Source organism: Lacipirellulaceae bacterium (genome assembly GCA_040218535.1).
In the GTDB taxonomy this organism is placed as follows: domain Bacteria; phylum Planctomycetota; class Planctomycetia; order Pirellulales; family Lacipirellulaceae; genus Adhaeretor.
The window spans coordinates 1,562,288-1,580,901 of sequence record JAVJRG010000005.1 but is presented as its reverse complement, the minus strand read 5'-3'; the positions used below and the strand labels follow the sequence as shown (position 1 = coordinate 1,580,901).

General features: G+C 56.1%; 6 protein-coding genes and 1 tRNA gene. 4 read left to right on the top strand and 3 right to left on the bottom strand.

What is annotated here, in order from left to right; genetic code table 11:
- Positions 1-23: 23 nt before the first annotated feature.
- Both RIB44_06535 and RIB44_06530 read right to left on the bottom strand, forming a co-directional pair.
- A complete protein-coding gene (locus RIB44_06535; GenBank protein ID MEQ8616233.1) occupies positions 24-2,522 on the bottom strand; it encodes an FG-GAP-like repeat-containing protein in 2,499 nt (832 codons plus the stop codon).
- Between the two features lie 508 nt (positions 2,523-3,030).
- Positions 3,031-5,139 (bottom strand): hypothetical protein, encoded by a 2,109-nt coding sequence (locus RIB44_06530; GenBank protein ID MEQ8616232.1) that lies wholly within the window; start codon positions 5,137-5,139, stop codon positions 3,031-3,033.
- Between the two features lie 449 nt (positions 5,140-5,588).
- Between RIB44_06530 and RIB44_06525 the strand changes: the two genes are divergently transcribed.
- Both RIB44_06525 and RIB44_06520 read left to right on the top strand, forming a co-directional pair.
- On the top strand, positions 5,589-5,834 hold the full coding sequence (locus RIB44_06525) for a hypothetical protein (protein ID MEQ8616231.1): 246 nt from the start codon (positions 5,589-5,591) through the stop codon (positions 5,832-5,834).
- A gap of 673 nt (positions 5,835-6,507) precedes the next feature.
- Entirely contained in the window at positions 6,508-14,496 is a 7,989-nt protein-coding gene (locus RIB44_06520) for an autotransporter-associated beta strand repeat-containing protein (protein ID MEQ8616230.1), read from the top strand.
- Between the two features lie 689 nt (positions 14,497-15,185).
- Here RIB44_06520 and RIB44_06515 read toward each other — a convergent pair.
- The gene (locus tag RIB44_06515) at positions 15,186-16,769 is read right to left on the bottom strand and encodes a terpene cyclase/mutase family protein (GenBank protein ID MEQ8616229.1); all 1,584 of its coding nucleotides are present in this window, start codon (positions 16,767-16,769) and stop codon (positions 15,186-15,188) included.
- A gap of 375 nt (positions 16,770-17,144) precedes the next feature.
- On the opposite strand from RIB44_06515, the gene RIB44_06510 reads away from it, so the two are divergent.
- Both RIB44_06510 and RIB44_06505 read left to right on the top strand, forming a co-directional pair.
- Positions 17,145-17,218: transfer RNA gene (locus RIB44_06510), tRNA-Met, on the top strand.
- A 120-nt stretch (positions 17,219-17,338) separates the two neighbouring features.
- Positions 17,339-18,520 carry a site-specific integrase gene (locus RIB44_06505; GenBank protein ID MEQ8616228.1) on the top strand — a complete coding sequence of 394 codons (1,182 nt, stop codon included), beginning with the start codon at positions 17,339-17,341 and terminating at the stop codon, positions 18,518-18,520.
- The last annotated feature ends 94 nt before the right edge of the window (positions 18,521-18,614 follow it).

Sequence of the window (18,614 nt, the reverse complement as noted above, 5' to 3'; positions counted from 1 at the left end):
GGGTGCCTCAGCCTAGGTGCCACTTATATCCCGAAGGCCTCAACGGCATCCGCCTCTTCCAGGTAGAGCAGCAGCGCCTCGTCTTGCGTGTCGGATTCCCGCTCTGTCAAATCAGACTCAATCGCTGTTTGAGACGATAGAGATGCCGCCTGCTGATTCAGCGTCACCCCAGACAGCCGGAAGTCGGCCTGCTGGCCCTGAAACAGCCACGTGGCGCCGCCGTCGCTAGAGAAATGGACGTTATTCGTGAGGTCGGGATCAACCAACCATTGAAAGCTGGCCGGGTCGTCGGGGGTGTTGTTTCGCAGCGAGACCCAGTAGCGGACGCCGGCCTCCATAAGGAAGTTGATGTCGGCTTCGTAGGAAAAGACAAAGTTGCGGTCGGTGGGCGTGCGGCCCACAGCGTTGCCGACGTTGAACTCCGCAAGCGGCTGGCCACTCGCCGGGCTGCCGTCGGCGTCGGCGTAGATCGCAATGGTGAAGTCGTCTAGCTCAGAGGGGGCATTGTCTTCCAGGAAGTTCGCGTAGCGACCGTTCCAAGCGATCGAGGTCACCAGCGTCGTTTCCGCGAGCGTCACGTCGTCGGCGTTCAGCCGGTCCCCCGGCGAATCGGCGAAGACTTGGCCGGGAGTGTTGACGCCGCCCGCGCCGTTATCGAAGACGACTTCGGGCTGGCCCTCGAGTACTTGGTTCTCAAACCACGACACGGTGCTGCCCGGCGTCGCCGATGCGGCCAGGGCGTCGAGATCGCCATCGCCATCAATATCGGCGGCGAAGATCCGGCGGGCATTGGCAAGGCCTGAGCCAAAACTGCGCTTCGCGAAGTTCTCGTTGCCGTCATTCACGTGCAAGGCAAGCTCCCCGTTGGCCGTCGCACTGCTGAGTACGTCGATGTCCCCGTCGCCATCAAAGTCGGCGGCGAACACGGCGAACGTCCCGCGGTCGTTCGTCGAAATCTCCCGCTCGGTGAAGTTCTGCTCACCGTCGTTCTCGAACCAGGCGACCGTGCTGTCTTGGTTCGACGCGCTGATCACGTCGGTGTCGCCGTCGCCGTCGAGGTCCACGGCAAATACGCTTGCGGCGCCGTTGGCGCTCGTCGTGAGCACGTGCTCTTGGAAGCTGAGTCCTCCCTGATTCTCGAACCACGCGACCTTGTCGTCGTTTCGCGAAGCAGAGAGAACGTCGATGTCGCCATCGGAATCCACGTCCGCCGCGAAAACGCTTCGGCCGAAGCTCGCCGCGCCAACAGCCTGAACGGAGAAGCTCTGCGAGCCGTCGTTCACCAGCACGGAAATGTTGTTGCCGTTCGTGGAATTGGTGATCGCGAGGATGTCTTGGTCACCGTCGCCGTCGACGTCGGAGACAAACAGGCTCTCTACCCGATTGACGACGCCGGCGTTAGAGACTCCGCGACGCGTGAAGTTATCGCTGCCATCGTTCTCGTGCCAGAAGACACCACGATTGGTTACGCCGTTTTGAAAGTTGGTCGCCGAGATGACGTCGATATCGCCATCGCCATCGAGGTCGGCGGCGATCGACGCCGACACGTTGGCGTCAAAGGTGTCGTCAATGATGTGTTCGGTGAAGGCGATGCCGGAGCCCAAGTTTTGGTGCCAGACCAAGGTGTTGCCGCGCGAAGACACGACATCAATATCGCGATCACCATCGATGTCGGCCGCCGACACGCTGCTTGCGCCCGTTTCCGAATCGGAGATCGCTGGCTGATCTTGGAAGAGGCCGGTCGATGCGGTTGGCCCGAGAATCGTCACGACGTAGTCCTCCACCTCTCCGTCAGCGGCAGCGCCCGTCGGCCCCAGGTCGCCCTCGGTGCTCAAGCGGAACCGCGCGATCTGCTCACCGGCGACGGCGAAGCTCGGCACATCGAACCGAAGCAACCGCCTGCCATCTGGCCCCCCCGCCAACTCGAGCGACGCAAAAATCTGTTCGCCGAAGCCGCCGAACGATCCGTCGCCGTTGAAGTCGATCCACGCGTCGAGCTTAGTCGCCTGCCCCTCTGCCCCGAACACATCGACGAACGCACTCACGCCGAGGGCGCCGACTTGAATCGGGTCAGTGAAAATGATGCCGTCTTCGTCGGCGCCGTCCGCGTCGGCCTGGCCGGAGGGCACCCCGTCGAAGTCCCCATCGCGAGTGGCTCCGAGTGTCGGACCCGTGGCGAGATGCCGTGCACCATCGTCGGCCAGGGTCGTGCCATACGATGCCGGAGCGTCGCCGAAGTCGAAGTCCGTGTTGAGTTCGCGTCCGAAGTTTCGTTGCCATGCCAAAAAGTCCTGACCTTCGATCAGACCATTGCAGTCGGCATCCGCGGCCAGATCGTCGGTCGAGCCGTAGTCGGCTGTCCATACGGCCAAATCATTGCCATCAACAAGCTGGTTGCCGTCGAAATCGCCCCCCGGCGCGAAGCTTCCTTCGTTCACCGACATCAGCAGCCGATCCTCGAGCCGCTCGGCGCGGAACTTTCTTGCTGTGAGACCAACGGCCTTCTTCGAAAAAAATCGCATAGCTCCATCCCTATTCCAGAGTGTTTTTTGATAACGACACCTGCATATGTCGCCACCTGAGCGGCCCATTGCAAGGCTTCGAGATTTTATCGGATAAATCCGGCGAAAAAGCAGTCCAAGGACGACGGCATCACCTCCCAGAGCGACCCCGAGGTCGAGTATCGCGAGACGTGGCACTATGCGCGCGGGTTGTTGAAGGCATTGGCTTGATTGCACGACGGCATTCTCTGAAGCCACAGGACGAATAAGCTGTACTAGAATGGAAGCTGAACCCGGCCCAAACCGATTGACGACGCACTCCCACTCTTATAGCGAAGCGATTCCGTAGCGACCGCGCAGAAATGCGTCTCAGTCGATGCAGCTGAGGTAATGTTGGAATTCGCCGAAACAGCATCGGTCTGTTACGACTGTGCAATTCTGCAAATTGCGGTTGTGAGTTCGGTTTGTCCAACTTCGAGAGACTTTAGCATGCGCGCGACTGATTGCGGTGACGTACAGACGGCGGCATTTAACTCCGTCTTTCTCGGGAATAGAAAAGCAGACTTATACTAGCTGCCAACAGCATCGAGGACGGTTCGGGGGCAACTGCTGCGGCAGCCACATTCGCTGGGATACCGTAGTTAGATTCCCAATCGGAGAGTAGCCCGACGCTTGGGTCACGCTGCCAGAGTAAAAAATCGATCCCGTCGACATCGTTATCACGATCGAAATCACCTTGCAAGACGGCTAGCAGGGCGATGTCGTTGCCGTCGCCGGCGGTGTAGCTGATGCGGAGGTCGACGTTGCCTGCCGTGGCCACAACGTCGTCCTCACCCAGCCCGGTAAACTGGCCCGCCAGCGTGCCGTCGATCAGGCCGATGGGGATCACGTCGCCGGGCATTGGGGTGTAGGCTCCGATCGCAAGGTCGAGTCCGCCGGTAATCAGCAGGTCGCCGGAGACGTCGATCTGATCGAACTGGCCGGCGCCCGTGCCTTCGATATCGATGGCCAATTCGCTGCCGCTGAACAGGGTGAGGTTGCCGTCGATGCTGGTCTCGAGCGCGGACGCGGGGGAGAACGCGCCGCCTTCGAGGAACAGATTGCCGATCACAGCGCCGGCCTGGAGGTCGCCGCCGCTCATCGTGAAGCGGGCTTCTTCGCCCGCGATCTCCAGCAGAGGCGTAGTGAGGGACGCTCCGGCGAGCATCTCCAGCTCACCGTCTCCTCCCACGATCACATGGTCAGTCGCGTCGAGCGAGCCGTAGAGGTCCGTCTTGCCTTGGGTGAAGGCCGCTCCGCCGCTGGCCGTCGTGGGGCCGAAAAGCTCGAGCAGTCCGAGACCGCTCTTGTTGAAGTCGCCAGTGACGGTGACATCGGAGAATATCTCGACCCGCTCGGAAGCCCACACGTACGCGTCGTTGGGAAACAGTAGGTCATTGACGCCAATCGAAGCGATAACACTAGCAACGTCGGATGACACAAGGGCTCCGCTGGTGATGCTGAGCGACCCTGGGCCCCCGATTTCAGCACTAAAACGAAACACCAACGCGTTTACGGAGGTGGGGGCGGTGAGCACCGAGTCACTAGACTGCAGCACGTTGGCGTTGGTGAGCGTATCGGGCGTCAAATTGGCTTGTAACTCGGTGCTTCGGTCGAGCACACGGAAGTTGTTGCTGGGATCGAGCGTGACCAGGCTGTTGGGTTCCGCGAAGATGGGGTTGGCATCCTGATTCGAATGCCCAGCCATGTAGGGGACGATGCTGATGCCAGTCGTGCCTGCGACGCCCGCTCCACCAACGAGCGGCAGGGCGTTACCGGGATTGATCCCGCCTTCGGTCACTACGCCGCCGACGCCGCGGATCAGGCTTTCGCCATATACCGATAGCGTCGCGTGCCGCTGCCGAGTGAGGCTGCTCAAGGCGAGGTCGCCCCGATAGGGACGTATGCCGATTTGACTCGAGGTGGCCCGTGCCAGGGTGACGTCGCCGATGGTTTCGGTGTACGAAGTGGCAGAAATACCATTGCCGGTAAGGGCACCGCCGGCAAGCGTCACCGGGATCGTATCGCCGATCCGATTGCCCGACAAGTTTGAACCCACAAGAAATGTGAGGCGGCCTGCTGGTTCGATCGTGATGGAACTGGTCGCGCTCAAGCTGCCAGCGTCTTCGATATCCAGCCCTCTGGCCCGAATGATGGTCGGTCCCGTATAAGAGGCATGTGCGTTGAGCTTCAGCGTGCTGCCGACATTACCGACCCTGTAATCTTGCAGGACGCCGTCGACAATCAAGCCGCCGGTTCCGGTGATCGCCCCTTCTAGAAAAAGTGCGGCCGGCCGGAACGACGAGAAATAGGTGACGTCGTTGGCAAACTCCATCGGGGCTTCGAATTCCCATCGGCCTGAGTTAGTCCGCTCGATGCGCGGATCGATCCCTCCGCTGGAAACGAACCGCCAGGAGGAGCCCGCCGGGCGTAAGAGCGATGATGTACGGGCGCCAGAAAAACTATCGTTGTAATTGAGCACAAGCCCGGAGAGGTCGTAGACCGTCGGCGCGAAATCGTTCTCGATGTCAGCGTCTGAGGAGCCGCCGCCGGTGTAGGCGTCGATGTCCAAGCGGAGCACCGTACCCGGGCCGCCCACGGTGGGCGCGGAGGGCGTCCACGCGCCGGTCGTGAACTGGGTGTCGAAGTCCGCCGAGGCGGTGAGGGCGTGGGTCGGTTCGAGGAGGAAGCCGGATTGTGCGTAGCCAGAGGAGATTGACAGGCTAATGTCCAACATCGCGACAAAGATGGCCATTTTTTTCATTCGATCTGACCCACTGTAGAATTAGAGGAGGAGTTCGCGGAAGCGATGAAGGCTTACTATATCAGGAATTGCCAGCCGCATCGAATTCTGCAATTAGATTCTTCGGGCGACATTGAAGAAGATGCCCAGAATATGAGGATCGTCGATCTCCTCCGCACCAGCTTCCCCGGCGGCTCCATCACCGGTGCACCCAAGGTGCGCAATGGAAATCATCGCCGAACTCGAACCCTCACGCCCGCGGTGCCTACTGCAGCTCCACCTTCTAACTAGGCTTCGACTCCAACATCCTCATCCGCACCGTCACCGCAACCGGGGGCTGGTGGCAACTCCCCGTGGGCGGCAGCATTACCTACCAGAGCAACCCCGAGGACGAGTTCCGCGAGACTTGGCATCAGGCGGGTGGTAGTTGGGTTGGAAGAACCGCAGCCGAGTGCGAACAGTGGCAAACTACTGAGCGCGACGAGTGCTCCAAACTGGAAGCGTTTCATCTCTCAGACCTCCTCTGTGGGGTTACCAACCTGTCACAGTAACGCCTTTCACTGGTCGTCTTTGGAGTAGGCATGATGCAAGTCGGAAATGCTTTGGAAAGCCAGTACGGCGCTGACCCCAAAGTCACGTCCTTTTCGCATCAGTCGGTGTGCAGCTTCAAGATGTCAAAAGTCAGAAAACTCATCCAGAGAAATCAGCGTACGATTGTCGGCCGACTTGGATTCAGGTTGAAATCAAGTAGCTTTGCTTGCAGCCGCTCGACAATCAGGCGATTCAGTGCCGAGAGTGAGCTGTTGGGTGACTCGTTTCCCCCCAACACAAGAACGGAGGGGCAGCGAATTCATTCGTCCAAACTGATTTCTAGACGCTGGCACGCATGGTGGTGCATGAGCATATGGCCTAAGCAATGAGTCCGTTGAAGAACGCGCATTTAGGCCGATCAAGGAAAATCTAATTCAAAACAAGATAATTACTTGCGACATGTTGCATACGCGAATAGAATGTGGCGCGCCTGCTGCGAGATCTGCCTGATCGGCAATGTGGTCCATTCTGCAAACACTGCGATTTGTCGAGCAGATTTCTCGTCTTTTGTCATCAGTTATCAGCCTCGGGTTGGGAAGGTGTGAGATGACGTTCTCGTATGATTTGTGTCTGCGCGCGCGAAGAAACTATCAAGTACCAGCTGTCGGTATTCTGTCACTAGCCTTGTCACTAATGGGGCTAATTGTTTACTCCCAGGCAGCCACCTTTACTTGGACCGGCACGGGAACGAACGGCAACTGGGGAGATATTACTCAGTGGAGTGGTTTATCTGCTCCGCCCACGAACGGCATCAATACTGACATTATCTTAGAAGGCTCTGACACGTCGCCAGATATTCAGGACATTTTCAATAACGATGTCGACTACGATATCGACTCAATCACCTTGTCTTCCTCTTACGTTTCTAGCGGCGGAGCGATGTTTTTGTCGGGTGGAGCGCTGACCGTTGATACGGAGATTGTGAATAACGACTCGCAAGAGTTGGAATTCAATTCCGTGGTGAACTTAGGAGACCAAACCCTGAGCATCCGCGCGAACAACGGCACGATCGACTTTGATTCGGATGTTAATTTTCAACAGGGTGGCTCCACTATTTTTGTGACAGGCGGAGGCGATGTTTTCTTTGATAGTGGCATCACAGGCTCTGGTTTTGTCACCAATGGCAGACTTTCGATTAACAATGGTTCTTTTGTGCGTATCAGTGGATCAAGCACTGCACTAGGTGAAATAGATATTTTTGACGGCACGTTTCAGATAAATTCATCTTCCAACTTAGCAGCCGGGGCTGATCTAGGCGTCTTCTCCGACGGCACCTTCGATCTCAATAACTTTGATACAAATATTGATGTTTTAACTGGTGGCGGCTCGGTCGATTTAGGATCGGGCGTGTTAACACTCGGTGAAAGCACGGCGGTAGATCCCTCATTTACTTTCTCGGGAGTGATTAGCGGTACGGGGGGTATTGTCAAAAATCAAACTGGTGAAACCGTCTTCTCCGGCAGCAATACCTACACGGGTGCTACCACGGTAAACAACGGCACGCTGCGGCTAGAAGGATCCGGCAGGCTTTCCAACTCGACTGACGTACTGGTCGAAGCCAACGGCACGTTTGACCTCAATGGCGTTAGCGATACAGTCGACTCGATAGCCGGGGCGGGCACGATTCGGCTGGGAGGAGGTATCCTGACGGTCGATGAAACCTCCGGCACACGCACCTTTAGCGGCGACATTCTTGAAACGGGTGAAATGCAAAAGAACGGTGCCGGAACATTGATTCTTTCCGGCAACAACGCTTTTTCCATACTCGACATCAACCAAGGCGAATTGCGCGTCAGTAGTCAGGCGAATCTTGGCAGCGGCACAGTTGAAATTGGATCAGGTACGCTCAACACGACGTCTTCTTTTACCAATTCACGCAACATTACCACGAATTCGACGACTGCCACGATCGAAGTCAACAACGGTACCACGCTCACACAATCTGCTACGATTTCGGGCACCGGGGCGATCACGAAATCGGGTAATGGTACGTTCGTCTTGAACGCTTCAAATACGTACACCGGGGACACCAACGTCAGTGATGGTATCCTAAGAATCAACGCTACCAATGCCATCAGCAATGCTTCGGATGTCGACATCTCAGCCGGCGCAACGCTCGACCTCAACAATCGCAGCGAGACCGTCAATTCTTTGTCTGGTAATAGCTCGCTTTCGAGTGTTGATACAGGAGGCACCGGTGGAAGAATTACTGTGGATGCTTCCAGCGGCACGTTTACTTGGAGCGGCGTCATCAGCGGAAGCGGTGGTTTTACCAAGACGGGCAATCATACCGCGATCATTGCTTCCGTACAAACCTACACGGGATCGACGGTTATCAATGATGGACTCGTGCAGTTTTCAGGAAATGGTGATTTCTCTTTGTCTTCAGATGTCTCTGTTGCTTCGGGAGCGACGTGGGATTTGAACGGGCTGACCGATCAAGTCGATTCGATTAGCGGAGCAGGCTCGATTCTTTTGGGCGGAGCTTCTCTCTTTGTCGATGAAAATGGCGGCACACGAACCTTCTCAGGTGTGATTAGCGAAGCAGGCAGTTTCCGTAAACTAGGCACGCACACAATGGTGCTATCTGGCAACAATACTTATACCGGCACGACGACCATTGATGCGGGTGTGCTACGCATTGGCAGCAGTAGTAACTTAGGCAGTGGCGGCATTATCTTTCGAGGCGGCACGCTCAACACCACCGGGACGCTGACCAACAGTCGCACTGTGACGATCGACCCAGGACTCTCAGCGACATTTGATGTCAACAGTGGTACTACGCTTGTGCAATCGGGCGGCATCACAGGTAGTTCCACAACTACGATCAATAAGATTGGCGATGGTATCTGGAATAAAACAAGTGCTGATGCAGGGACATTCGATGGCGACATTTTTGTCAATGAGGGAACATTTGCAATGTCGGGTGCTGGCGATGCACTGGGTGATTCAACCCGGGTGACTGTCAATTCGGGCGCGACTTTCCAAGTTTTTAATCCTGAAAATATCGGCAGCTTGGCAGGTGCCGGATCGACTGAACTGTTTACGACTCTGCGAGTGGGTTCAGATGGCACTTCGACAACTTATTCGGGCGTCATTAGCGGTGCGGGGATTTTAGGCAAACTTGGTTCGGGCACTTTTACTCTAACCGGAAACAATACGAACACTGGAACCACCGACATCGATGCTGGAATTCTTCGACTCTCGGGTGCAGGTAGGCTCAACGACACCAGCAACATCGACGTAGCTAGTGGGGCGACATTTGATCTTAACGGCGTGAGCGATACGGTCGACGCGCTTATTGGCAGCGGCTCAATCACCCTGGGTGGCGGTACGCTCACCGTTGGTGGTGGCAACGCCAGTGGTACGTTTACTGGGAACATTACCGAGTCTGGAGCTTTCGTGAAGGTCGGGCTTGGCACGCAAACGCTGTCTGGAAGCAACACCTGGGATGGTGGCACGCAAATCAATGGCGGCACGCTGCGCATCACAGGCAGCACGTCGAGCAATTTAGGCAATGGTACGATTCAGATCGACGGTGGTACCCTTGAAACCGCTGCTACAATGAACAACTTGAAGGGCATTCAGCTCAACGCCGGTGGCGGAACGATTGATGTCGACACCGGCACAACTTTTGCCATGTTTGCCGGCACTCCTATCACGGGGATTGGCTCACTTACCAAAACAGGCAACGGTACGTTGCAGCTTTCGGCGAGTACCAATTCCTACGGTGGTCCTACGAACATCAACGACGGCACATTGCAGTTCATCAATTTCGGGCAGCTTCCCGATACGACCGATGTCAGCATCGCCAGCGGTGCGACTTGGGATCTCAATGGCAACCACGATACGGTCGACTCGATTTCAGGGGCCGGAAATATCCTGCTAGGTGGTGGTGACTTGACTGTCGATCAAGTTGGCGGAGCTACAATATTCAGTGGTATTATTTCTGAAACGGGAGGACTCATCAAAGATGGAACGCACACGCTGATTCTTGCCGGAGCGAACACCTACACGGGGCCTACCACGATCAACGAAGGCATTCTCTCCATTAGCGGCAACAGTAATTTAGGCGATTCGTTGGGAGACATTAGCATCGATAGTGGTACGTTACAGATTACCGACAACGTAGTTGATTTGGGCGTTGGCCGAGACATCACGCTGGGTAGCGGCGGAGGGATTATTCGCATCGGTGACGAAGGTGGGGTGGCGGCTAATGTGCCGGGTATCATCAGTGGCGTGGGAAGCTTGACGATTGCTGCTGACAACGAAGAATTTGCCACGCTCTCGGGCGTAAACACCTACCAAGGGGGCACGACAGTTCAAGACGCTAGTCTAAGTGTGAGTCAAAATGCAAATCTTGGTGCCAATGGTGGGGCAGTCACTCTCGATGGTGGCATTTTAGAAACCACGGCGAGCTTTACCAATCTGCATCCGATTGTGATCGCGGGTTCCGGTGCCATCTCTGTGAATAGTGGCACGCTTACACAGTCTGCCGGCATCAGTGGCACGGGGAATCTCTCTATCCAAGGACCGGGCACAATGATTCTCACCGAGCCTGCAATCCACGCGGGTAATACGTTTATTTCTAGCAATGCAACTTTGCAGTTTGGTTCCGGGGAATTGCCCGATGCTTTTGATGTCACTGCTGGCGGGGTGTGGGATTTGAACGGCGTGAGCGACACGATTGACGGACTCTTCGGCAATGGCACGGTGCTATTAGGAGGTGGCACGCTGACTGTAGGTGATGCTGATGGCGACGGTAACTTTAGTGGTTCTATCCAAGAGACCGGCGCTTTTGTCAAAACGGGTAGTGGTACTCAAGTGCTCAGCGGTGCGAATACTTACACGGCTTCCACGCTGATTGATCAAGGTACTTTAGAAATTACGGACAACAGTAGCTTAGGTGCTTTGTCGTCTACACTCGAATTTAATCAAGGGACGCTGCGTACGACATCCACATTCACCACCGGCCGTACAACGACGATTAACTCCATCGGTGAGTTTGAAACAGCCGCTGGCACGACGCTTACCTTTGCCAGCCCCATCGCGGGTGCGGCGAATGCCGATCTGGTGAAATCTGGTGCTGGAACGCTCGTGCTTACCCAGTCAAACACATTCGGTGGATTGACCGAGATCACCGAAGGAACACTTCGTCTTACAGGCGGAGGACTGCTTGCCAATGGTGGTGTTGATGTCTTCAATGGTGCGACGTTTGACGTGACCGATGTTACAGACACGATTGGCCGACTACTCGGTGGTGGCGACGTGTTGCTTGGCCTGGGGACACTCACGATTGGTGCCGATGATGGCAGTGGTTCGTATAGCGGTGTGATCAGTGGCGTGGGTGGTGCCATCATCAAAGAGGGCACAGGCACGCAGGTCTTCACTGGCGTCAGCACCTATACGGGCGGCACCTTCATCAACGATGGCGTGTTGCAAGTCAGCCAAAGCGAGAATCTTGGTTCACTTGGCACACTGCTTTCGTTTGACGGAGGCACTTTGAATACGACCGCCAGCTTTGGCATGATTCGCGGCACTCAGCTTGAAGCTGGCGGCGGCACATTCGATGTCGATGACACCACGACACTAGACGCCTCAGGCAACATCACTGGCCCCGGGGGGCTAACAAAAATTGGTGATGGCACATTGGTGCTCAGCGGATTTTCTACCTACTTGGGTGGCACGAATGTCAACGCGGGTGTGGTGGAAATCAGCAGTGCCGTGAACCTAGGCAGCACGCTTGGTACGCTCACTCTTGATGGAGGAACACTGCGTACCACTGGAAACATTACTACGGCCCGACCGGCTGTCATGGGACCGGGCAACGGCACGTTTGAAGTCGTTGCCGGCACAACGCTCACTCGCACGGGTATTGTCTCTGGTCCAGGTCTTCTTATCAAAACGGGCGATGGCGATCTCGATCTAGAAGCCGCCAATACTTATTTGGGTAATACCGTCATTGGCGCCGGGACACTGCGTGTCGATGCTTCCAATCAACTAGGAGATGCAGGAAACGCTGTGCAGCTCACCGATGGAACGCTCAACACGACGGCGAGTTTCACCAATGCTCGTTCTGTATTGCTTTCGCCGGGCATCGGTACATTTAATGTGAATACTGGCACTACATTGACTCAGTCGGGCTCGCTGTCCAACGACATTCCCATATTGGATGGCGAATTCACGAAGACCGGCGCTGGCGTATTGCAACTCACGGCTGCGAATACCTACACAGGATCGACAACCATCAATGCTGGTACAGTACGCCTTTCTGGAGCGGGGCAATTGCCCGACGTAACCGATGTGAGCGTCGCTAACGGAGCTACTTTCGATCTCAATAACGTGAGCGACACGATTGATGCATTGGCAGGTACCGGTGACGTGACGCTGGGTAGCGGCACGCTTACTATCGGGGCCAATGATGGAGGAGGCACGTTCACCGGCGTAATTAGCGGTTCAGGCGGACTTACGAAAGTTGGTACAGGAACGCAGCTAATACGCACCAAGTCTGTAGGAATGGATGAATTCCCACACACCTACGCCGGCAACACGGCGATCAATGGCGGGATTCTGGACGTCGAAGAAGATGAAAGTTTGGGCGATCCTGCAGGCTCTTTATCCTTTGATGGAGGTACGCTGCGAGTCCAAGGCGAGAATAGTTTCAACACGACCCGCGTAGTCACTCTAAACAACGGTGGCGGTACTTTGAGCACCGTTGGCGAAGATGCTGCGATGGATTTGGGAGGTGTCGTTTCTGGCACGGGTTCGCTCACAAAAACCGGCATTGGACGACTCACACTGTCCGCAGCAAACACCTATGCTGGGGATACAATCATTACCCAAGGTTTAGTGCGGCTCGATGGCAACGGTCGACTTCCTGATGTTTCGACGGTTACAGTAAATGCAGCCACCGCGGGATTAAACGCCGGTGGGCTTGATTTGAATGACATCGACGATGCGATTGATGGACTCAACGGCACGGGAGACGTCGTACTGGGCACCGGCATCCTGACTGTCGGTTCTGCCGATAGCGGCGGCAACTTTAGCGGCACGATCGAAGGCACGGGTGGTTTCGTCAAAACAGGTGCTGGAGCGCAAGTTTTGTCTGGTGCGAATACGTACACGGGCGGCACATCCTTCAATGGTGGCACGCTTGAAGTTAACGCTAACAATAATCTCGGCGCTCCCTTGGGGGCTTTGAGTTTTGATGGTGGCACGTTGATCGCCACTAATACATTTGCCATGCAGCGCACTACTACGCTCAACAGTGGTGGCGGTACGATTAGCGTGACAGGTGCCACCACACTTACCAAGTCCTTTCCGATCTCAGGAACAGGGGGTTTGACAAAAGCCGATACCGGGACGTTGATCTTGGGTGGTGCGAATAGCTACACCGGGCCGACCAACATCACTGGCGGTATGCTCCGACTGGGGGCTATCGAACGTTTGGCCGATGTGACGGACGTCACGGTATCTGCAGGGGCAATTTTCGACCTGGATAGTAATAATGAATCGATTGACGCACTATCAGGCGCGGGTTCAGTGCAACTGGGGTCTGCCCAATTAGTCGTCGGTCTGGACAATGGCAGCGGAACATTCGGTGGCGTACTCAGCGGCACAGGCGACTTGCTGAAAGAGGGTATCGGCACGCAAACCCTCACGGGTGCGAACACGTACTCAGGTGCGACATTTGTAGACCGAGGAGAGTTGATACTCTCCGGTGGAGGCAGTATTAATCAAACAACCTTGGTAACTGGTTTTAATATTGGTTCGGCTGGGACGACCACCGTCGACGGTGCAGCCACAACTTGGGATCTGAGTGGTAATTTGTTCGTTGGTTTCGATGGCACCGGCACGATGAACATTAATAATGGCGCAACAGTCATGGTTGATGGCGATGTCACGGTAGGTGGCAATGGCATTGCAGGAGTGCTTAGCCTGGATGGCGGTACACTCGACAATAGTGCCGGCACAGGAGTTACAGTCACCACAGGTGCTTTGCAAGGCGAGGGAACCGTGGTAGGAAATGTTTTCAACCAAGATACCGTCGCTCCTGGTAACTCTGCAGGTATTCTTTCGCTAACTGGCAACTACGGTCAAGATGTGACCGGCTTGCTGTCGTTTGAAATCGGCGGCACAGACAACTCTGATCCGCTCAACCCCGATTTCGATGTCTTCGACATCTCGGGCACAGCCGGCTTGGCTGGCGAACTGGAGTTGGCATTGATCAACGGATTCACGCCAGCTCCAAGCGATATGTTCACAGTGCTTACTTCTTCGGCGCTTGCAGGCATCTTCAGCAACGTCGCCGACGGTGCACGATTGAATATTTACAGCGGTGGAACCGGCTCCTTTCAAGTCGACTACACCGCAACATCGGTCGTGCTCAGTGATTTCCAGGGCACTGGCAGCTCGATACCTGGCGACTTCGATGGTAACCAGCGTGTCGACGGATTCGATTTCCTCGCGTGGCAACGCGACCCAAGCATTGGAACTCTTGCCACTTGGGAAACCAATTACGGCACTACCACTATCGTCAATACTGCTCCCGTGCCAGAGCCAAGTTCCCTGATCGTCGCACTTACGGTGTTTGCTATAGCAGCCAGTCGCCGCCGCTCCTAAGCTGCAGAGGTTACGACAACCTCTTTCAATTCGCGGACCGTCTTCGCGAGTGAAGTTGGACCAACCGCTGTCGATGCGCCGCGGTGACAAGTCGCTGAGAGCGGGTGTTTCGAACGCCACCTCCCGCAACTTCAAACTCTCCCGCTTCTGACCCAATTTCGGAAAGTTGCTCGCACCGAGGGCTAGGTACGTCAGCGTCTATTATTGGCATAATGGCAACGCCAAGAATCGTTTTCCGGAGAGTTCCTAGCCCACGGCCTGACGCTGACCGCAAGTCAAGTAAGTAGGGTGTGTGGAACGCTCCGCCGGCCTCTATTGTGGTGCGTTGCAAGCGCCCTTCTTAGGAGACTCAACGCCTACCTCCCCTTGTTTTCCCACCCGCTTTTGGCCACCCAACCTGGTAAAATACGGGGTTAGCCATGACAGTTCTCGCGAGCATGAACGCCTCAAGAGCTCAAAGAGTGACCGCCATGATCAATGCGGCAATTTTGCACTGCACGCTAACGATCGCAAAGCAAAAGTCGGTAGCCCGGTTTTCACCGATACGCCCTAAATCGTTAGAGCCAATAGAGATAAGCAGCACAGCAATGCAAAATCACCTCGGACTTTTGCACGCCGAAATGCAACTTTGGTGCAAATGTCAAAGCGTGCAAAACACCAGCCGCTCGTCGGCCCAGTCTTTATTTGGCTTAGCCGCCCGAAAGTAACTCGGTCTTATAAATCGGCAAATGCCGGTAGTAGACCTCAAGCATGTAGATCGAAAGGCACGTCACGTAGAGTCGCCCGCCGTGTCCTTTGCCGACGTCGCCGCTCGGGTCCCAACTGCCTCGCTCGCGTCCTTTTTTTACTTGGTGCGCGGGCAGCACCACTTTCATCCGGTCGTTCCAAGTTCGCCAATGCTTCCCTTCCATGTGATGACAAACCTGCGAGGCATAGTACCAGTAGTAGCTGTTCCGTGTTCCCTTCCAACTCGGCAGGTTCTTGATCAACCGGTCGGCACCGCGGATCAGTCGCCGGTCGTTATGCTTCCACCCAAGATACTGACGGCAGAGCAGCCCTTCAGCACTCATCGAGGGAGTGGCGGCGTGCCGCGCGTCGTAACTGTATTGAGCCCCGCCATCGTGTGTCACCAGGTCAAGAAAACCATTGATCCGCACCAACGTTTCGCTCGGCACGTTCAGCCCCGCCATGCGGGCACTCTGCAGCGCCATCACAAACCAGCCCGTCACCGAAAGGTCGCCCCCTTCGTTGGGGAAGTACTTCCAGCCCCCCTCTGGGCCTTGCACCGAAACACAATAGTCAACCGCCAACTGCGCCGGCGCACGGTACTGTTCATCGCGCGTCATACCGTAAAGCTCGCACAAAGCGATCGTGCAAATAGCCTGCGTATAAAGCCGCCCATGACTGCGGCCCGTGCTATAGAAGTTGCCGTCCTGGTCTTGTCGTTTGAGCAGCGCATACCAGGCCCTCGTCACCACTCGTGTGTGCGGATCCTTCGGGTCGCTCAACGGCGTGTACCCAGCACCTTGAAAGGCCAGCAATGCCATCCCAGTCGCCGCCTCAGGGTTATCCGAATTGACGCCGTCAGAATACTTTCCTTTCAAACTCCAAAGACCACTATTCTGTTGATTTCGTTTGAGCCATTCCAATCCTTCCGCCACGGCATCCTGCGTCGCCCCGGTTCCTCCGTAGGCCGCCAACAGCGCAGCTTTCATTCCCGCTTCTCGTCCGGAGAGAGACATGCGAATCGGTTCACTCGAAGGCTCAAGCCCCGTCGCCAAGGTCGGCATCGAATCGACCGTGAACACTTCCGTCTCAGCGACCTCGGCAAGTTGTGGATCAACCGCCACAGCATCTTCGATCAACTCGTCGTCGAGTTCGAGCGGCATGTCGAACTCGCCCATTTCGAGATCCTCGCCCATGGTATCGCTCGGCTCGAGCTGCAACAGAAACCCGGGCGGCTGACGGTTGGCAATGACCAGAAGGCCGAAGATGATCAGCACAATCATGTGCAGTGCTGCACTCAGCAACCAAGCCGGAGCTTCGCCGAGCAAGTCGCTAAAAGTCGCGAGCGGCGGCAGATTGCCGCGAACGTCTTGGTCCTCAGCGGGCAGCTCACCCGCGGGGACTTTCGGTTTGGTGAGTTCAATCGTGACGCCGACGACTGGCTCTCCGCTAGCACCGACTTCGCGCACGACTTCCCCAAACGGCTGGGCAACCGGCAAAGCCGCCCCCGTCGCGGAGCCCATCATCGAGGCGTCCGTTTGTGCCATAGGGAAATCTCTGTTCCACGAGAGACAAGTCGAGCCGCTCTCCCACGCCAATGGTGTCGTGACCTGCGGCTAGTAACAGTGTAGGAAATCCATCATTTCGCGGCAAATCGCGACCATATATATATAGTCTCAGAGAAAAACGAATTCCCCAGCCGCTCAACCTACTATCTATCGGCCCCTGCACCCCTTAGACAGAAGCGACCCCGCAGAAGATGCCGCATGTTAGGAGAGCTAGACCCTGACGACTCTATTGATCGTGACGAACGGGCGAGTCCGCCTATCAGAGACTCGCATTAATCACCAGAAAACCGACTCGAAGTAGCCAGTTTCGAGCCTTGCCAGCCCACAAACCTGCCGATAGAATTGCGTATCTGACGCGGGGTGGAGCAGCCCGGTAGCTCGCGAGGCTCATAACCTCGAGGTCGTCGGTTCGAATCCGGCCCCCGCCACTTTTTGTAAGTCCAGTCGAGACCATAAGTTAGGTTTACCTGTCAGCGTTTGACAGTGCGACTCGAAATCATGGGGAAACCTGTACCGTACAGGAGTTCCTTCCGATGGAGAGTTTCACCATGTCGAACGCTTCTTTCTTGCGCCCACCTAAATACCGTCGCCACAAAGCCAAAGGCTTGGCGGTCGTCACCCTGAATGGCCGTGACATCTATCTGGGCAAATACAATTCCGCGGCCAGCAAACAAGAGTACCAGCGGCTCGTAGGTGAGTGGCTTCAAGGCGGCGGGCAGCTTCGCGATGATCGGCAAACTGAGATTACTGTGAGTGAAGTCATGGCAGCCTATGTTCGCTTTGCCCGTGGCTATTACCGCAAGAACGGCAAGCCAACCCGTGAATACGAGATGATCGTCGAGAGCTGCAAGCTGATTAAGCCCCTCTATGGGCGCTGCCGTGCCGTGGATTTCGGGCCATTGTCGCTCAAGGCCGTTCGGCAAGTGATGATTGGGCTGGATCATTCCCGTAGGTATATCAACAAGAACGTGGACCGCGTGAAACGTATGTTTAAGTGGGCGGCGGCTGAGGAGATGATTCCCGCCAGCATCCCACAAGCCTTGTCGATGGTGACAGGGCTACGCAAGGGACGCACTGAAGCACGAGAGAATCCACCCGTGTTGCCGGTCGATGATTCCGTCGTCGATGCTACGCTAGCCCACTTGCCCGAAGTGGTAGCCGATATGGTGAGATTTCAGCGCGCAACAGGCTGTCGGCCTAATGAGGTTTGCCAGTTGCGACCGTGTGACGTGGATCGTGGCGGGGACGTGTGGACCTACCGTCCTGAGTCGCACAAGACTGAGCATCACGGCAAGACCCGGGTGATTCTCTGCGGGCCTAAGGCGCAAGCGATTCTCTTGAAGTACCTGGCCCGCGACGCACAAGCCTACTGTTTTCGCCCTTGCGATAGTGAAGCGAAACGGCGAGCGTCAAAACATGCTACCAGAATAACGCCTCAAGCTACCGGCAACCGACCGGGCACGAATCGCAAGCGGAAGGCCAAATGCAAAGCGGGGGAGATGTACTCCACGGATAGCTACCGTCGAGCAATTCACCGGGCTTGCGACAAGCACGACATCGAGAAGTGGGCACCTAATCGCCTCCGCCATACCGCGGCCACTGAAATCCGTCGTGAGTTTGGTCTAGAGGCCGCCCAAGTGATCCTCGGGCATAGCTCTGCCGACGTGACACAAGTATATGCGGAGCGTGATCTGGCCAAGGGGATCGAAGTGGTGCGCAAGATTGGCTGAGGCTCGCTCGACTGAGGATCGTGCGATGGTTCGCGGTGGATTGACTCGCCTTGCACGTTTCCGGGACAATGCCTCAAACGGCATACTATTTCGG